Raw genomic sequence first — 17,045 nt, forward strand, 5'->3', positions numbered from 1 at the left:
TTCAATTAACTAAAAATCAGATGAAAAGGCAATCTATTAAGCGGCTCAGAAAAAATGCTGGATGGGATGATTCTATTTTAACCACTATCTTATCTCAAAATTTTTCATGAGGTGACCCTGGGTACTTGGCACTAGTTTTATTTCGGAGGTAATGGCAAAAGCAATTACTGAATCATCAAACAGTGAATTGTTTGCTATAGCGAGCCGTGAGCAGAACAAGGCGAAGAATTTTGCCCTACAATTTTCTATCCCGCATTTTTATAACAATTACGAGAGCCTCCTAGCAGATAAAGAGATAGATGCAGTCTATATAGGCCTCCCCAACCATTTGCACCAAGAATGGATAGTTCGTTGCGCTTTAGCGGGAAAACATGTTCTTTGTGAGAAGCCTCTAGTTATTAGCCATGCCGAGGCATTAAAAATTAAAGAAGTCATTGAGGAAACTCAAGTGTGTTGTATGGAAGGTCTCATGTATCTTCATCATCCTCTTATTCAGTCCCTGCAAGAGATTATAGCCCAGCAAATCATTGGTGAGGTGCGTTTATATAATGCTGTTTATACAGCAAATATTGCGTCTCTTGCTAATCCACGGGAAGGTGGGAGTATCCGCAATTTAGGCTGCTATCCGGTGTCTTTAATACGTTTATTAGCCCAAAATGAGCCAAGCGCTATGCAAGGAATAGGAAGGCTCAATGCCCAGCGCACTAGTGATCATAGTGCAACGTTGATCCTCAAATTTCCTGATGAGGCTATGGCAACTATTTCTACGGCAGATGATTTGGAAATGCGCTGGCAGTTTGAGGTATATGGTAGTAAAGGACATTTAAAACTGCTTTCTAATCCCTGGTTGCCAGAAAAGACCGATAATAAGATGATGATTCAAGTAAATGGTGAAAAATTACCGCAAGAAATAAAGATACAAGCACCGCGATCGCTTTATACTTATCAAATAGATGCCTTTAACCACCAGATTCTTAATCCAAATCAATCGGAACTTCCTTTAAGTTTTAGCTTCGGAAATTTAAATGTATTGGAAACCTGGCGAGAGCAGGTTTTTAAAAGTCTCTAAGCCAATAAGCTAAAAGGCCTAATTCAGCAAGAGCTTGCTATTAGGCCTTAGGGAAAACTGAATACTAAGCTTATAAAGATTCAATTCGCTCTTTATGCTGCAGTAATTTTTCCTTAGACTGATTAGCTTGCGCTAATTTTTCTTGTTCTTTCACAATAATCTCTGCAGGAGCTTTATCGGTAAATTTTGGATTATTTAATTTACCTGCTGCAAGACTGATGTCTTTATCTAATTTTGCAATTTCTTTGCTTAGGCGAGCGAGTTCTGCGGCTTTATCAATTAAATCTGCCATAGGAATAAGTAATTCTATTTCACCTAATACTGCTGTGGCTGAAATAGGGGCTTTATCCTCAGCGCTTAAATAATAAATTTCAGTTATTTTACTTAAAGTTTTAAAAAGTTGTTGGTATTTCTCAATACGCTCTTTAAGCATCGGCGTTGCATTGCGAATGTAGAGTGGAATTTGCTTCGCCGGAGAAATAGACATTTCACTACGAATGGTACGAAGGGCTTGAATCGCTGCTTTAAGCCATTCTAGTTCTTCTTCGATGGTATCATTGATAAAAGTCTCATCCACTTGGGGATAGCTAGATAACATGATACTGGCTTCGTTCTCATTGGTTAGTTTACTGGTTTTCTGCCAGATTTCCTCGGTAATGAAAGGCATTAAAGGATGGAGTAATTTTAAAATCTGATCTAAGACATGCAGCAGGGTTTTTTGAGTGCCTCTTTTCATCGCACTGAGAACTTGTTCATCTTGAAGAATGGGCTTCGAAAGCTCTAAATACCAATCACAGTATTCATACCACACAAACTCATAGAGGGTATTTGCCAACAAATCAAAACGGTAGCTTTCAAAATAGTGGTGAACTTTAGTTATGGCACGCTGTAAACGCGATAAAATCCAGAGATCAGCAGGGCTATATTGCAGGGCGCTATCACCAAAATCAATTTGCTCTTCATCGGTATTCATTAACACATAGCGCGTAGCATTCCATAATTTATTGCAGAAATTTCTATATCCCTCCACGCGTCCCATATCAAAACGAACATTGCGGCCTGTTGATGCTAAGGAACAATAAGTAAAACGCAGCGCATCGGTTCCATAGGCGCTAATTCCCTCGGGGAATTCTTTGCGCGTCGCTTTAATAATTCTATCGCGAGCTGAGCCGAGCATAAGATTAGAGGTTCTTTTTTCAACGAGTTCTTCAATACCAATCCCGTCAATAATATCTAGAGGGTCTAAAACGTTCCCTTTAGATTTAGACATTTTATGACCTTCGCTATCACGAATTAAGCCGGTAATAAAAATATCTTTAAAAGGGACTTTTCCAGTAAATTTCAAGCCCATCATAATCATACGAGCAACCCAGAAAAAGATTATATCAAATCCGGTAACCAAAACAGAGGTGGGGTAAAATTGCTCTAATTCAGGCGTACGCTCAGGCCATCCCAAAGTAGAAAAAGGCCATAAAGCCGAAGAGAACCAGGTATCTAAGACATCTTCATCTTGTTTAAGCGGAGTGGCTTCATCAATACTGTATTTAAAACGCACGTCGTTTTCACTATAACCGACATAAATGTTGCCTTGATTATCATACCAGGCAGGAATCCGATGCCCCCACCAGAGTTGGCGACTGATACACCAATCTTCAATGTTGTCCATCCATTGAAAATAGGTTTTATCCCAAGTATCCGGAATGAACCGTATTTCGCCTTTTTTAACTGCAGCAATCGCGGGCTCTGCTAATGGCTTAGTTTTCACATACCATTGATCGGTAAGCAGGGGTTCAATGATGACATTAGATTTTTCACCACGGGGAACCTTTAATTGGTGTGGATCTGTTTTGACTAAAAAGTTTGCTTCTTGGAGATCTTTAATGATCTGTTCCCGAGCTACAAAACGGTCCATTCCTTGATATTTCACTGGAGCATTTTTGTTAATAGTTGCTTTTTTAGTTAAAATACTAATCGCAGGAAGGTTGTGACGTTTTCCAACCTCATGGTCATTAAAATCATGGGCAGGAGTAATTTTTACACAGCCACTGCCAAATTCTTTATCTACATAATCATCAGCAATAATGGGAATAGTTCTATCGCAAAGAGGTAGTTGAACCATTTTGCCAATTAAATGTTTAAAGCGTTCATCTTCAGGGTGAACGGCGACCGCGGTATCCCCCAATAAAGTTTCTGGACGAGTGGTTGCAACAATTAAAGACTCATTTGAGTTAACAACAGGATAGCGTATATGCCAGAGAAAACCATCTTCCTCTTCAGAAAGGACTTCTAGATCTGAAACGGCCGTACCTAGCTTCGGATCCCAGTTAACAAGACGAGTGCCTCGATAAATTAAGCCTTCATCATAAAGTTGGACAAACACTTTTTGTACTGCGGCAGAAAGACCCTCATCCATAGTAAAACGTTCACGGGTCCAATCGACCGAGGCTCCAATCCGGCGCATTTGCTTAGTAATAGTATCACCCGATTCATTTTTCCAAGCCCATACCCGCTCAAGGAACTCTTCGCGCTTCATGTCTTTTCGAGATAAACCTTGGGCCTCTAATTGGCGTTCGACTACTAATTGGGTTGAAATACCTGCATGGTCAGTACCGGGTTGCCATAAAGTTTTATCGCCTAACATACGATGGTAACGGGTTAAGGCATCCATGATTGTATGTTGAAAACCATGGCCCATATGCAAGCTGCCAGTGACATTAGGAGGCGGCAACATAATACAAAAGCGTTTGCCTTCACCTCGAGGTTGGAAATAATGATGGTTTTCCCAGTCTTGATAGAGTGTCTCTTCAATTGCTTCGGGGGAGTAGGTTTTGTCCATGGTAGGGCCTGTCTTTGTAAAATGAGTGAATGGTATCACAGAGTGGTGGGAATGAAGAAGTCTTGTGTTAAGCTGTTTAGTTACCCACGATGATATCTATTTTATTCTGATTAAAAATGTTCATTATTTCAAAACTGAGCTCGCTTAAAATGGTTGAAATGTCATTTATTTCATATATCACACACCAAAGTGTTAGAGAATTGAGCTGATATAAAACAAAGGGCTGGTGATTCGGTTCTTGATTAATGCCCTTAATTCGCTTGGTGCTGTCTAATAGAAGTTGTTTGGCAAGCTCAAGCTTGGTGGTATCGTTAATGCGAATCTTAATTTGGATGCGATTTAACTTGTCATGGCGAGTTAAATTAGTAACTGACTCATTAATTAAGGTGGAGTTAGGAATAATAATATCAGTTTGAAAAATGGTCCGTACCTCGGTAGTTAATGCGCCAATTTTTTTCACATAACCTTCAGTATTCTGAACAACAACATGATCACCTATTCTTAGTGGTTTATGGAACATCAAAATAACACCACTGATAAAATTATTAACAAAGCTTTGTAAGCCAAAGCCGATACCTACAGAAAAAGCCCCTATGATCACCAGAATTCCCTTCGTATTCACTTGCGCAATGTATAGAGCGAGAGCCACAGCAATACCAAAAGAAAAATAACGAATTAAAGAAGTTAACATATAACGAGTATGTCGCTCTTCATACACCAAGTGCTTACGCTCAATGTAGGCAGCAAGTATTCGTCCCGATAAGGCTACAATGCAAAAGACATTGAATGCTCTAATAATCAAAGCAATATGAATGACAAACCCAAAGATATTATAGCCTAGATGGATGTTATTAAAGTGATAGGCAAGGGTGTAGGGCGAAAGACTCCAAAACTCAGCTAAACCAGAAAGCATAATCGCTAAAACAGGAATATTTATAATCGCGCGTAAGAGGAGCAATTCAATCAATCTCTCCTTAGGTTTTAAAGCAATAACAGCCCGTAATTTTTTTGCTAGGGGTTCATTGGATGTATATAAAAGGTGAAAAAGTTTGCTGATGAAGCGGGAAACATCCCAAATCAAAAATAAGACTATCGCGCTTAAAATTAAATTGGGGAGAAGCAATAGGGCAAAGTTTTGATAGCCTTGTCCTAGGAGGATTAAACTTAGGAGAAAAATACTTCTTAAACCGATTTGGTAAAAAAATCTTCTTTTGTTTGATGGGTACCCCTTTTTAAAGAAGCCAGTAATATTAAGCATGAATTCTAATAAATAGACTAAGCTTAAATTCAACAAGGCTATTAGAATAACCTTATAAAGCTCGAGGAAAGGAGTTGGGCCGCTCAAAGTAGTTAAGGTGACATAACTTACATAACTTAAAAACACTAGGCTAATAAATAAAATAATCTTGCTTTCTAATTGTTTCGCTTGGTTTACGGTCAGCCAATTTTTTGCTTTACTCAAAAAAAGCAGTATCCCTTCCACAAAGGCAATACCAATCAGGGGATAAATTAAACTCACCAAAGTGATGATGAGGGAATCTTTTTCATCGCGGATAACTAGAACGATTAGCCAAGAATGAAACCACGAATATAAGATGAGAAAAACTCGCCAATAGGGTAATAAATCTAGGCTGACTTTATTTAAAGCAAAAAATAGAACATTTTTTATAAAAAAAATACTTAATAAATAAATACTTAAACTATAGAGTAAGAAGCTGAATAAATTATTTGGCTTAGCGAAAAAAATAACACATAAGCTCGCAATTAATAAAGCTGCAATAAAAGGAAGATCAGAAAAGACTTGGCTATACGCTCTTTTCTTAAGCCATTGAGGGCTGTGCTTTTTCCAATAGAGTTTTAACAAAAGCCCCGTCATTAATAAAATGGCCAGCAGAACTAAATTAGTTCCTTCAGGGAAATTTAAGTTGAGCATGGTAGTAAGCTGGGATTGATTGAGGGGAGAAGGATGGATGCTTTCGTTGAATAGTTGGACTAAGCTTTTATTCTTTTCTAAGAGATAGGATGTTTCATCTATCGGTTTTAATGACTTAATTTGGTTTTCGAGCTCTTCTAAGCGGTAAGTGTAAAATTTACAGTAAGCCGCGTCAGTGGAATAAGTTTTATATTCTCTTTTTAAATAGTTAAAAGGGACAGTATTGGCGGGCGATATATCTTTAAATAATTGGTTAATTTGTTTTAATTTTTGTGCACTGTTTTGATTACATGCGTCTATTGCTTCCTGTAGGTGTTTTATTTGTTGAATTAATATAAATTGCTCTTGTCTGGGTATTTCTTTGCTATTTGCTCGTTCTTCTAGGAGGTTTATTTTTAATCTTAATGAGCTGATATTGGAAGAGCTATTATCCATTAAAATGGGTTGGGCATTAGCAAGACATGCAACAAAGATAGAATAGAAAAAGATTAAAACGCGATAGGTTTTATTTTTTTTATACGTGCACATGAGCTACCCTAGTGAAATGATGGGTTTTTGTACCCAACTGCAATTATTCCCCTTTTGTATTTAAGAGTAGCTCAAAAGGCATAAATCTGCCTAAAAAAATGATATTTTTTAATCTAGTTAAAAAAAAACTGTAAAGCTTATTTACCGCGATCAAAGCACGGCAAATAAGAAATAATCGCTCTCTTAATAACTTCTAGTATACAGGTTCATCCTGTATATTCTCTGGTGTTTTTTTATGGCGATGATCTTCAGCTATATAAGTATAAAGAGTCGGGACTACGAATAAAGTAAAACAGGTCCCAATGAGCAAGCCGGTTGCAATAACAAGACCAATATCAAAACGACTAACCGCTCCGGCGCCACTGGCAATTAATAAGGGAAAGACACCAAACACCATTGCAGCTGTAGTCATTAGAATAGGTCTTAAGCGGATGCCTGCAGCTTCTTCCACAGCAGCCCGTTTATCGAGATTTTTTTCACGTTGTAAATGGTTAGCAAAATCTACAATCAAAATACCATGCTTACTTATTAAACCTATTAGAGTTATCAAACCGACTTGGGTGTAAATATTGATACTTGCAAGACCTAAATTCAGTGGAATAAGGGCACCGCAAATAGACATCGGTACACTAATCAAAACAATAAGCGGGTCGCGGAAACTTTCATACTGGGCTGATAGTACCAAGAAGATAATGACAATGGCAAAAAGGAAAGCAAAAACCAAGGCACTGCCTTCTTGCATGAATTGACGTGATTGGCCGCCATAATCATAAGTAAAGCCCTTGGGTAAGCTTTCATCAGCGGCTTTTTGTAAGAAATGTAGCCCATCACCTAAAGTTTTGCCCGGCATCATGACTGCTTGAATAGTTGCTGAATTTAATTGTTGGAAATGAGTCGCTGCATTAGGCTGTGTTTTAGCAACAGGGGTAACCACTGTAGATAAGGGAACCATAGTGCCATTAATTGTTTTTACATAAATTTGCCCCAATTGTTTAGGGGTTAATCGGTATTTACGATCGAGTTGAGGGATAACTTGATAACTTCTTCCTTCAAGGTTGAAATAGTTAATATAATTACCTGAAAGGGCGCTTGTTAAACTGCTGCCAATCGCCCGCATGTCTAAGCCCATTTCCGAGGCTTTAGCGCGGTTGATTGCAAATTCAACTTGTGGTTGATTGAATTTAAGTTGATTGTCAATGTATATAAATAAGCCACTTTTCTTGGCCTTTTCAGTCAGTTTACTAGAGATATCAAAAAGGCTTTGGAAATCATTGGTAGTTTTCACTACGAACTGAACGGGGGTGCCGCTCCCTCCGCCAGGAAGTGGGGGAGGGATAATAGCGAAGGCATTTAAGCCTGCTATCTGTGATAATTTATCTTGCAGTGGTTTTTTTAATTCAAACTCATTTCTTGAGCGTTGATTCCAAGGCTTAAGTACCATTCCTGAGATGGGTTGACTACTGTTTATCGTAAAATAATTTTCTGCTTCAGGAAAGCTTGTATAAATTTTATCAAAGGGTTTCGTATAGGCTTCAACATAATTAAGAGTCGCATATTGCGGCGCTGTGGCCATAACAAAGAAGAAACCTTGGTCTTCTTCTGGGGCTGTTTCTGATGCGGTGGTTGTATAAAGATAGGGGAGCATTAAGATCACTACTGCCGCAAAAACCAAAATGATCGAGCGAGTATCCAAGAGGCTGTGTAATTTTCTTTGATATTTATCTTTTAATTTGTTAAATAAATTATCAAGAAATTGCACGAATTTGCCACTACTTACTTCTTTTGATAAGACTTTAGAACACATCATGGGCGAGAGGGTTAGAGCAATAATCCCTGAAATTATAACTGCACAAGCTAAAGTAAAAGCGAATTCTTTGAATAAAGCGCCGGTTAATCCGCCCATAAAACCAATTGGAGCATAAACTGCAGCCAGGGTAATGGTCATTGCGATAACTGGAGTTGCAATTTCCCGGGCGCCGATTAAAGCAGCTTCAAAGGGAGTTTTTCCCTCTTCAATATGACGATGGACATTTTCTACCACTACAATAGCATCGTCTACCACAAGGCCGATGGCCAAGACAAAGGCGAGTAAGGTAAGTAAGTTAACACTATAGCCTAAAGCCAACATCAAGGTACAAACACCCACCAGCGATAAAGGTATAGTCACTACTGGAATCAACACCGAGCGGATTGAGCCTAAAAACAAGAAAATAACCACAATAACAATAAGTCCCGCTTCCACTATGGTATGGATTACTTCATTAATCGATGCGCGGATAAAGGCGGTGGCATCATAAACGATAGTTCCGGTTAGTGAAGGTGGGAATTCTTTTATAATATCGGGCATAAGCTTACGGACATCGCTAATTACCGTAAGAGGGTTTGCTGTAGGTGTGGGGGTAATGGACATGAATACTGCTTTTTTACTATTAAAAGTCACGGAACTTTCATAGCTTTGCGAGCCTAATTCAACTTTGGCAATATCTCTTAACCGGATAATAGAGCCTTTTTCACTCTTAACAATAAGTTTGCTAAATTCTTCGGCATTATTTAAATCCGTTTTTGCCGTCATGCTAATAGCGACATATTCGCCTTTGGTGTTACCTGCTGCGGTTAAAAAATTGTTATTCGCAAGAACGGTGGATACATCTGCAGGAGTGATGCCTAGGGCTGCCATTTTAATGGGGTTTAGGAAAACCCGCATGGAATAGACTGCACCACCTAAAATGTCGGCTTTGGCAACGCCATTAACGGTTTGTAATTGCGGTTGTACGACACGCGTTGCATAATCAGTAATCTGTTGTGGGGTCATTTCTTTACTATCAAGACTGATGTACATGAGCGCCGTTGAGGAGTCCGATTGCTTTAATATCACCGGTTGCTGCGATTCTTTAGGTAATTGGTTAAGTGTTTGCTGTACTTTACTCATCACATCCGTAAAAGCAATTTGCGGATCAAAGTTTAATTTAATGGTAAGGGTAATGGTGCTTAAGCCTTGTACGCTGGAAGAGGTCATATAATCAATACCTTCAGCACTAGCTACAGCGTTTTCGAGTGGGGTAGTGATAAATCCGGCAATAAGATTTGCATCCGCTCCAGGATAGGCAGTGGTAATCGTGATGACCGTATTATCCATCCTAGGATATTGACGGATCTGCATTTTATTGATCGAATTAAGTCCAAAAAGAAAAATGAGCAGACTGACTACGAGAGAAAGTACTGGTCGTTTAATAAATAAATCCGTAAATTTCATAACTCTTCCTGCATTAAGGGGTTACATCAAATCTCGTTTTTAGGTGGGCCTAAGCCCAGCTGATGATTATTGGCCTAAACTATCGGGATCAGGAATTTCATTAAGCGGTACACTATTGTTAATCGCAACCGGTGTGCCATTTTGTAATTTAAGATCACCCGTACTCACTACTACCTGTCCTTCTTTAATGCCTTTGAGCACTACGGTGTAATTACCTTGTTGTTCGCCGGTACTAACAAAAATACGATTGGCAATTAAAATATCACTGCCATCAGCGTTCTTTTTCCCTGATTTATCTTTCTCAATAACATAGATGGAGTTGCCGTATAAACTGTAAGATATTGCAGTTGAGGGAACTATAATGGTATTTTTTTGCACCGGCTGCTCTAGTTCGATTGCTGCAAACATCCCTGGGATAAAGACAAAATCTTTAATTTTGTTCTTTTCATTGATTTTTTGATCACAGCTAATAATGGTTTTGCTTCCCCTAATTTCCTTCCGCGTTTTAACTAAAGCCGATTTCTCCGGATTTTTCATGCTTTCCACGGGGCAATTAGGTAGGGTGGCGTGGATCAATACATTATGGGTATTGAAATCGATTTTTGAGTTGATTGCTGATAGCCTACCTTCAAATAAATAATTAGGGTATTCCTCAATCGAAAAGGTGACTGTTTGATTAGGATGAATTTGTTTGTAAAGTTGTTCTGGCAAATAAAACTCAAGATACAAGGGATCCATGGACTGTAGAGTTACAATGGAGGTTTGGCCGGGGCTAATGTATTGGCCTAAGTTTACCTGTCTAATACCTAAGCGACCTTCAAAGGGGGCTCCAATGTGCTTTTGTTTGATTTGTGCTTGTATTTGCTCGACCTTAGCTTGAGCTTGTTGAAGATTGGCATTAGCTGCATCGACGCTAGAGCTCGGTGTAGCACCTCGTTTAAATAAATCAGTTTGTCTTTTGTAATCGAGTTCTTTCAGGATTAAGTCTGATTGGTTAAATTTCAATAAGGCTTGATCTACACTATCGTCAATCACAATTAAGGGATCATCTTTTGCAACGTATTGTCCCGATTCAAAACTTATTTTCACTACATTGCCTGAGGCTTCAGAGTTAACTTCCACGCCGTTTATAGCAACGAAATTACCTATAGCATTAAGTTTAGGTTGCCAATCAACTTTTTGGGCAACCGCTGATGACACCGTAACTGCAGGGGGAGTAAAACTTGCAAAAAAACGTTTAATCATAAACGCCTTAATAAGATTGAACGCAATGATTCCTCCGAAAATAACCGCTAAGGCTATTCCCATTATGATCATCCGTTTTTTCATGCTCTTCCCCTGGCTTAAAAATTGTTTTTTTATTGTCGGCAAATATATCACAAAGATGTTTTTTATCATGCCTAATTGTTGTTATATAAGTAAATTTTTATTTATTCCATGAGTATAAAAAAATCCTATTGACTAAATTGAATACTTTGTTACTATATTGCTTCCATCTTACCAAGGGGATAATAATGAAGTTAAAGTCGTTTTTGTTTGTACTGTGTTTTAGTTTATTTACAAATGTTTTCGCAGCAAATAGCCACCTCCATCCTAAAGCGGATGCGGCTGATAAAAAATCAATCTCTAAGAATTTAACTTATCCTGGTTTTTGCCAAATCGAATTAATCAATGACAGTTTCACTGATGTTAACGTGTATGGTACTTTTGATGATGGTTCTAGCATCAGTTTCAACATTTATCGCTATGAATCTCCTCATTACATTAGCTTATTCTACTACTTCTACTGCCATAGCGGTATGTACTTAACTGTTACATCTCCTTTCGGTACTGTTTATTCTGGTTGGACTAACGTTAACAGCACAATTCGTGTAGTTCCTTTCTTGAACAAACAAGCTAAAGCGAAAATTACTACTCGATAATCTTCATTAGTTATTAGTTTATAAGGAAAGAAGTTTAGGCTTCTTTCCTTTTTTTTTTGAGAGTTTTACCATGAAATACTTCTTGTTAGGTTTATTTAGTTTACCCCTAATCACGGCCTGCACAGTGGTTGATGACCCCTATGGACCACCTCCACCACGAGCCGAAGTCTATCGCTATGATGAGCCTGCTCATTATCATGGACATAGAGGCTATGAGGTGCGGGGGGCTTACCCAACCGCACAAGTACGGCCTGTTCCAAGACATTATAATGGAGCTCCCGTTATTGTTAGACCGAGAAACCAAACAGCGACGGTTCCAGTGAATGGTCGTGGGCAAGTTGGTATTCCAAGCAACACCCATGGCCATGGACAAGTCCTTGTACCTCGCAATACCCACGGACGTGGCCAAGCTGTTGTACCTAACAATATGCATGGTCATGGACAAGTCGTTGTACCAAGCAATACCCATGGACATGGTCAAGCTGTTGTGCCCCAAAACACTCATGGGCATGGCCAAGCTACTAATCCGCAAAATAACCATGGTCATGCTAGTCAGGCTGCAAAAAATACAGTGAAAAAGCATCCTTCTGAAAATGCCAATCAAACTCCAAGTGCGACAGTTACGACCCACTAGAGCTTAAACTATAAATCCTAAGTCCTAGCTTGGGATTTATAGTTCATAACCCGTCATTGAAGTAAAGTGCTCAATACGTCCGCAAAATATAAGGGCATTGACCATGGAGCGATGGTTAGCAGAGGATCAAAAATTATACGGTGATTTTCTTCTTCTCTTCAGGCATTTTGTGTTACTCTACGGAAGTTTTTTTCTTTAGAGAGCAATCATGCGTGATTCATTTAAAATAATAATAGGATTATTCTTTTTGCTAATTATTGGATGCAGTACTTCTACTAATTCCGAAAGCGCAGGTGAGTACCTTGACAGTTCAGCTACTACCACTAAAGTTAAAGCGAGTTTAGTAAATGAATTAGGAAGTAGTGGTTTTTCAGTCACCGTCAAAACATTTAAAGATGTAGTGCAATTAAGTGGCTTTGTTGATAATCCTCGCATTAAACAACGTGCTGCATTAATTGCTTCTCGCGTTCCTGGTGTGAAAAGTGTGCATAATGCTATTGTAGTGAAGTCGCGATAATTTAGTTTAAACTAACTTAAGGGTTACTATGTTTGATGCCAGCGGTTCAATAGAAAACTTTGATAAAGAGCTATTTCAAGCCTTGTCTAAAGAAGCAAAGCGACAAGAAGAGCATATTGAGCTTATTGCCTCTGAGAATTATGTTAGCCGACGTGTACTTGAAGCCCAAGGCTCTGTATTAACTAATAAATACGCAGAAGGTTATCCTGGCAAGCGTTATTATGGCGGATGCGAGTATGTTGATATAGCAGAGAATTTAGCCCTCACCCGAGCCAAGCAATTATTTAAGGCCGATTATGCGAATGTGCAACCACATTCAGGCTCGCAAGCTAATGCTGCTGCTATGATGGCGCTGTTAGCACCCGGTGATGTTATTTTAGGCATGGCCTTACCGCACGGTGGACACTTAACTCATGGCTCGAAAGTGAATTTTTCCGGCAAACTCTATCATTCTGTGGAGTATGGCATTGATGTGAACACCGGTTTAATTGATTACGATGCCTTAGAGCAATTAGCTTTAGAACATAAACCCAAGCTAATCTTAGCTGGATTTTCTGCTTATTCGCGTACCCTTAATTGGGAGCGATTTAGAGCCATTGCTGATAGGGTAGGGGCTTATTTAATGGCTGATATCGCCCATGTGGCTGGCTTAGTCGCTGTAGGCTTATATCCTTCTCCCTTACCTTTTGCTGATGTAGTAACGACCACAACCCATAAAACCCTACGTGGACCACGCGGCGGTTTAATTTTATGCAAAGCCAACGAAGAAATTGAAAAAAAATTGAATTCTGCTGTTTTTCCTGGAACCCAAGGGGGGCCCTTAATGCATGTTATTGCTGCCAAAGCGGTTGCCTTTGCAGAAGCCTTACTCCCTGAGTTTAAAGATTATCAACAGCAAGTTTTAAAAAATGCTAAAACCTTATGTTCGGTGTTACAAGAACGTACTTATAATATTGTTTGTGGGGGAACGGATAACCACCTATTTTTAATTGATTTAATTAATAAAGGGATTACCGGCAAAGAGGCTGATGCAGCTTTGGGGCGTGCAAATATTACGGTAAATAAAAACTCAGTGCCTAATGATCCACGCTCACCTTTTGTCACCAGTGGTTTACGGTTAGGTACGCCTGCCGTCACTACCCGGGGGTTTAAAGAAAAGGAAATGACGCTATTAGCTCATTGGATTGCTGATATTTTAGATGACATAAATAATGAAACGACCAGTACTCGCGTAAAAGAACAAGTATTGGCTTTATGTCGTGAATTTCCGGTTTATGGTTAATCATGTATTGCCCATTTTGTCATGCTGAAGAAACTAAGGTAGTTGATTCCCGTTTAGTTGCCGATGGAACGCAAGTGCGCAGAAGAAGACAGTGCCTTGAATGCCATGAGCGCTTTACATCCTTTGAAACTGCAGAGTTGATTTTACCTTTGATTATAAAACGGGACGGTCGTCGGGAAGCCTTTAATATTGAAAACCTTCGCTCCGGGATGCTCCGTGCTTTAGAAAAGCGGCCAGTAAGTATCGACAGTTTAGAGGCAGCAGTTAGCGCCATTACTCAAGAAATACGACGTCGGGGCGAAAGAGAGATAGATTCCCAGTTGGTTGGTGAATTGGTAATGAAAGCGTTGTATCGTCTAGATCATGTAGCCTATGTCCGTTTTGCTTCGGTGTATAAACGATTTAAAGACGTGAGTGATTTTAGGCAAGCATTAGACGAAATGAAAGAAGATAAGCAGGACAAATAAGGTTTTAGACCGAATGAGAAGGGATTAGTTTATTGATGAGTTCATTGAGGTTAGAGTGGAAAAAAATTTAATTAGTGGTAAACGAAAGGCGCGTAAATTTGCTTTGCAAGCTTTGTATCAATGGCTAATGTCTGGTAGTGAGCTCCATGAAATAGAAGCGCAATTTCGGACAATAAATAACATGGATAAAGTAGATACTGATTATTTCTGTCGGCTCTTGTATGGTGTGCCTGAACATGTCCAAGATTTAGAGGAAAAGCTAGTGCCTTATTTAGATAGGGAAATTACAGGGCTTAATCCCATCGAGTTAACGGTATTAAGAATCGGTGCCTTTGAATTACTTCATTGTCCTGAGGTACCTTACAAGGTGGTGCTTGATGAATCCATCTCGTTAACTAAAGAGTTTGGTTCACAGGATGGTTATCGTTATGTTAATGGAGTTTTAAACAATTTAGCAACGGAGGTTCGCTCCATAGAAATTAATATGAATAATTAATTTTAGGGGCAGAGCCAAGCCTAATGATAGGCTGCAACACTTTTACTCGATAAGGCAAAGGGAATATGAATCAAATAAAGCTCGCTAATCGAATTTGGCAAGATCCGACTTATTTTATTGCTTTTGGCTTTGGTTTAGGTCTCATGTCCTTTATGCCAGGTACCTGGGGTACCTTAGCAGCGCTTCCCCTTTATCTTTTAATCGCAGAATTGCCTTGGGGATGGTATTTATTAATTACCCTTATTGCTTTTATTTTAGGTGTATTAGTAAGTGATGTGGTTTCTAGGGATTTAGGTACTCATGATTATAAAGGAATTGTGTGGGATGAAGTGGTTGGTTATTTACTAACCATGTTTCTTGCTCCTAAGGGTGTATGGTGGATGCTCCTAGGATTTGTATTATTCCGTATTTTTGACATTTGGAAGCCTCAACCCATACGATGGGTTGATAAGAAGATCCATGGTGGCCTAGGTATAATGCTTGATGATGTATTAGCTGCCGTACCTGCTTGGCTCATCTTACAACTTATAGCTTGGAATTTTGCTTAATGAATCAAAATCATAAAGAACTGATTAGCATTGGCCTAACTATCAGCATCGTTGCCCTTTCTTTATTTATTGTTCATAAGTTTATACCCTCTATGGTATGGGCAGGAATTATTGTTATTGCTACTTACCCACTCTATAAGCGATGGCAGGTTTATTTTGGTCGTCGCGAAAATCTTTCCGCCTTTCTTTTTACTACCCTCATGTCTTTACTGTTTCTTCTGCCTTTGAGTTGGCTTATTGGTATTTTAATTAAAGAATCGCAAATATTTGTCAATTTTATGCAGGAGTTGAATAAAAACGGCGGCGCAGCGCCAGATTTTTTTAATAAACTTCCCTGGGTTAGTGAGGAACTTATAAAGTTTTGGGATGAGAATTTAGGTAAGCCTGGTAATTTAAAAGAGTTATTATCTAATATCCACATCACTTTGACCCCCGCAACCTACTATATAAAACAAATCGGTTTTGATATTGCTCATCGTGGTTTCCAGGTGGGTTTTACCTTATTGACCTTATTCTTTTTTTATAGGGACGGTGAGAAGCTCATTGTCCAAATCCAACAAATTGGCGAATATTGTTTAGGCCAGCGTTGGTATCGTTATTCACAAAGGTTGCCCCAGGCCTTACGGTCAACTGTGAATGGAACCATTGTTGTGGGATTGGGTGTCGGTATTTTGATGGGGCTTTGTTATGAACTGGTTGGTTTTCCAGCTCCTACCTTAACAGGTTTCATTACGGCCTTAGCGGCGATGATTCCCTTTGTCGTTCCTGTAATTTTCATCATTGTCGCCTTCATTTTAATGTCCATGGGCAGCTTAATAGGTGCCATCATTGTGTTGGTTTGGGGCACCATAGTCATGTTTATCGCCGATCATTTTATCAAACCGGTTATGATTGGCGGTGCCATCCAGTTACCTTTTTTAGCAGTACTGTTTGGTATCTTAGGTGGGGTAGAAACCTTGGGCATCTTAGGTTTATTTGTAGGACCGATGATCATGGTACTTTTTGTTACCTTATGGCAAGAACCACAAACCCCCCCTGAATAATGTAATTTTATATACGCTAAAATATCCTACCAGCTTGAGGTTATAGAAAATTCAAAAGGTCGATGCATTATTTTTACACCGCATCATGGTCTTCTCTGACCGCTATCATGCCTTAAAGTGGGATGTGCTCAGCCATTTAGCTTACTACCTGAAGCAATCCCGGTGAGCACGCAGGTTTTTTTTTTTGCGGGTCAAGCAAGATCGAGGTAGAACCTAATCAAGAGAGTTTTATTTCAAATAAATCCCATAGTGTTTAACGCCAGCGCTGCTTTTTATTATCTTTAAGCGAGCCCAGAGATCTAGGCTCCGCATGAGGCGCTCAACTATCCTAAAAAATTAAGCCATAGACCTTTGTTCGACTCATTCCCAATTTAGGCATTTAAACAAAATTAAACAAATTAACTCATGTTACGCACGGTCAATTTTAAGCTGCCATATTTTTAAGCTCCTGCCAAGCAATCTGGTTCGCTCTAAGAATCAATTTGTACTTAATAGCAAAGTGATTTAAATGAGTTTT

At 39.1% G+C, this 17,045-nt stretch carries 12 protein-coding genes and 1 pseudogene; 9 read left to right on the forward strand and 4 right to left on the reverse strand.

All coding sequences use genetic code 11. The annotated features are described in order from the left end of the window. Positions 1-133 precede the first annotated feature (133 nt). A pseudogene (locus ELY15_RS07565) lies at positions 134-1,069 on the forward strand (Gfo/Idh/MocA family protein); the annotation flags it as partial. A gap of 70 nt (positions 1,070-1,139) precedes the next feature. Here ELY15_RS07565 and ELY15_RS07570 read toward each other — a convergent pair. The 4 genes from ELY15_RS07570 to ELY15_RS07585 all read right to left on the reverse strand — a co-directional run bounded on the left by ELY15_RS07570 (position 1,140) and on the right by ELY15_RS07585 (position 10,948). Then, entirely contained in the window at positions 1,140-3,905 is a 2,766-nt protein-coding gene (locus ELY15_RS07570; protein ID WP_127099059.1) for a valine--tRNA ligase, read from the reverse strand. Positions 3,906-3,981: 76 nt separating this feature from the next. Beyond that, complete coding sequence (locus ELY15_RS07575) at positions 3,982-6,366, reverse strand: mechanosensitive ion channel family protein (protein WP_127099060.1); 2,385 nt, start codon at positions 6,364-6,366, stop codon at positions 3,982-3,984. 193 nt (positions 6,367-6,559) lie between these two features. Next, complete coding sequence (locus tag ELY15_RS07580) at positions 6,560-9,619, reverse strand: efflux RND transporter permease subunit (protein WP_127099061.1); 3,060 nt, start codon at positions 9,617-9,619, stop codon at positions 6,560-6,562. Positions 9,620-9,685: 66 nt separating this feature from the next. Beyond that, the gene (locus ELY15_RS07585) at positions 9,686-10,948 is read right to left on the reverse strand and encodes an efflux RND transporter periplasmic adaptor subunit (protein WP_127099062.1); all 1,263 of its coding nucleotides are present in this window, start codon (positions 10,946-10,948) and stop codon (positions 9,686-9,688) included. A gap of 185 nt (positions 10,949-11,133) precedes the next feature. On the opposite strand from ELY15_RS07585, the gene ELY15_RS07590 reads away from it, so the two are divergent. From ELY15_RS07590 to ELY15_RS07625, 8 genes are all read left to right on the forward strand, one after another. After that, positions 11,134-11,541 (forward strand): hypothetical protein, encoded by a 408-nt coding sequence (locus tag ELY15_RS07590; RefSeq protein ID WP_127099063.1) that lies wholly within the window; start codon positions 11,134-11,136, stop codon positions 11,539-11,541. A gap of 70 nt (positions 11,542-11,611) precedes the next feature. Continuing rightward, the gene (locus ELY15_RS07595; protein WP_127099064.1) at positions 11,612-12,175 is read left to right on the forward strand and encodes a hypothetical protein; all 564 of its coding nucleotides are present in this window, start codon (positions 11,612-11,614) and stop codon (positions 12,173-12,175) included. Between the two features lie 208 nt (positions 12,176-12,383). Continuing rightward, on the forward strand, positions 12,384-12,692 hold the full coding sequence (locus tag ELY15_RS07600) for a BON domain-containing protein (protein ID WP_127099065.1): 309 nt from the start codon (positions 12,384-12,386) through the stop codon (positions 12,690-12,692). Positions 12,693-12,720: 28 nt separating this feature from the next. Beyond that, positions 12,721-13,974, forward strand: coding sequence for a serine hydroxymethyltransferase (gene glyA, locus ELY15_RS07605; RefSeq protein ID WP_127099066.1), 1,254 nt, complete (start codon positions 12,721-12,723; stop codon positions 13,972-13,974). Between the two features lie 2 nt (positions 13,975-13,976). Next, a complete protein-coding gene (gene nrdR / locus ELY15_RS07610; RefSeq protein ID WP_127099067.1) occupies positions 13,977-14,441 on the forward strand; it encodes a transcriptional regulator NrdR in 465 nt (154 codons plus the stop codon). A 55-nt stretch (positions 14,442-14,496) separates the two neighbouring features. Beyond that, positions 14,497-14,937 (forward strand): transcription antitermination factor NusB, encoded by a 441-nt coding sequence (gene nusB, locus ELY15_RS07615; RefSeq protein WP_127099068.1) that lies wholly within the window; start codon positions 14,497-14,499, stop codon positions 14,935-14,937. 65 nt (positions 14,938-15,002) lie between these two features. Continuing rightward, the gene (locus ELY15_RS07620; protein WP_127099069.1) at positions 15,003-15,485 is read left to right on the forward strand and encodes a phosphatidylglycerophosphatase A; all 483 of its coding nucleotides are present in this window, start codon (positions 15,003-15,005) and stop codon (positions 15,483-15,485) included. Further along, on the forward strand, positions 15,485-16,528 hold the full coding sequence (locus tag ELY15_RS07625) for an AI-2E family transporter (protein WP_127099070.1): 1,044 nt from the start codon (positions 15,485-15,487) through the stop codon (positions 16,526-16,528). The genes ELY15_RS07620 and ELY15_RS07625 overlap by 1 nt, the downstream gene beginning before the upstream one ends. The last annotated feature ends 517 nt before the right edge of the window (positions 16,529-17,045 follow it).

Source organism: Legionella sp. km772, from assembly GCF_003989735.1.
Classification (GTDB): Bacteria; Pseudomonadota; Gammaproteobacteria; order Legionellales; family Legionellaceae; genus Legionella.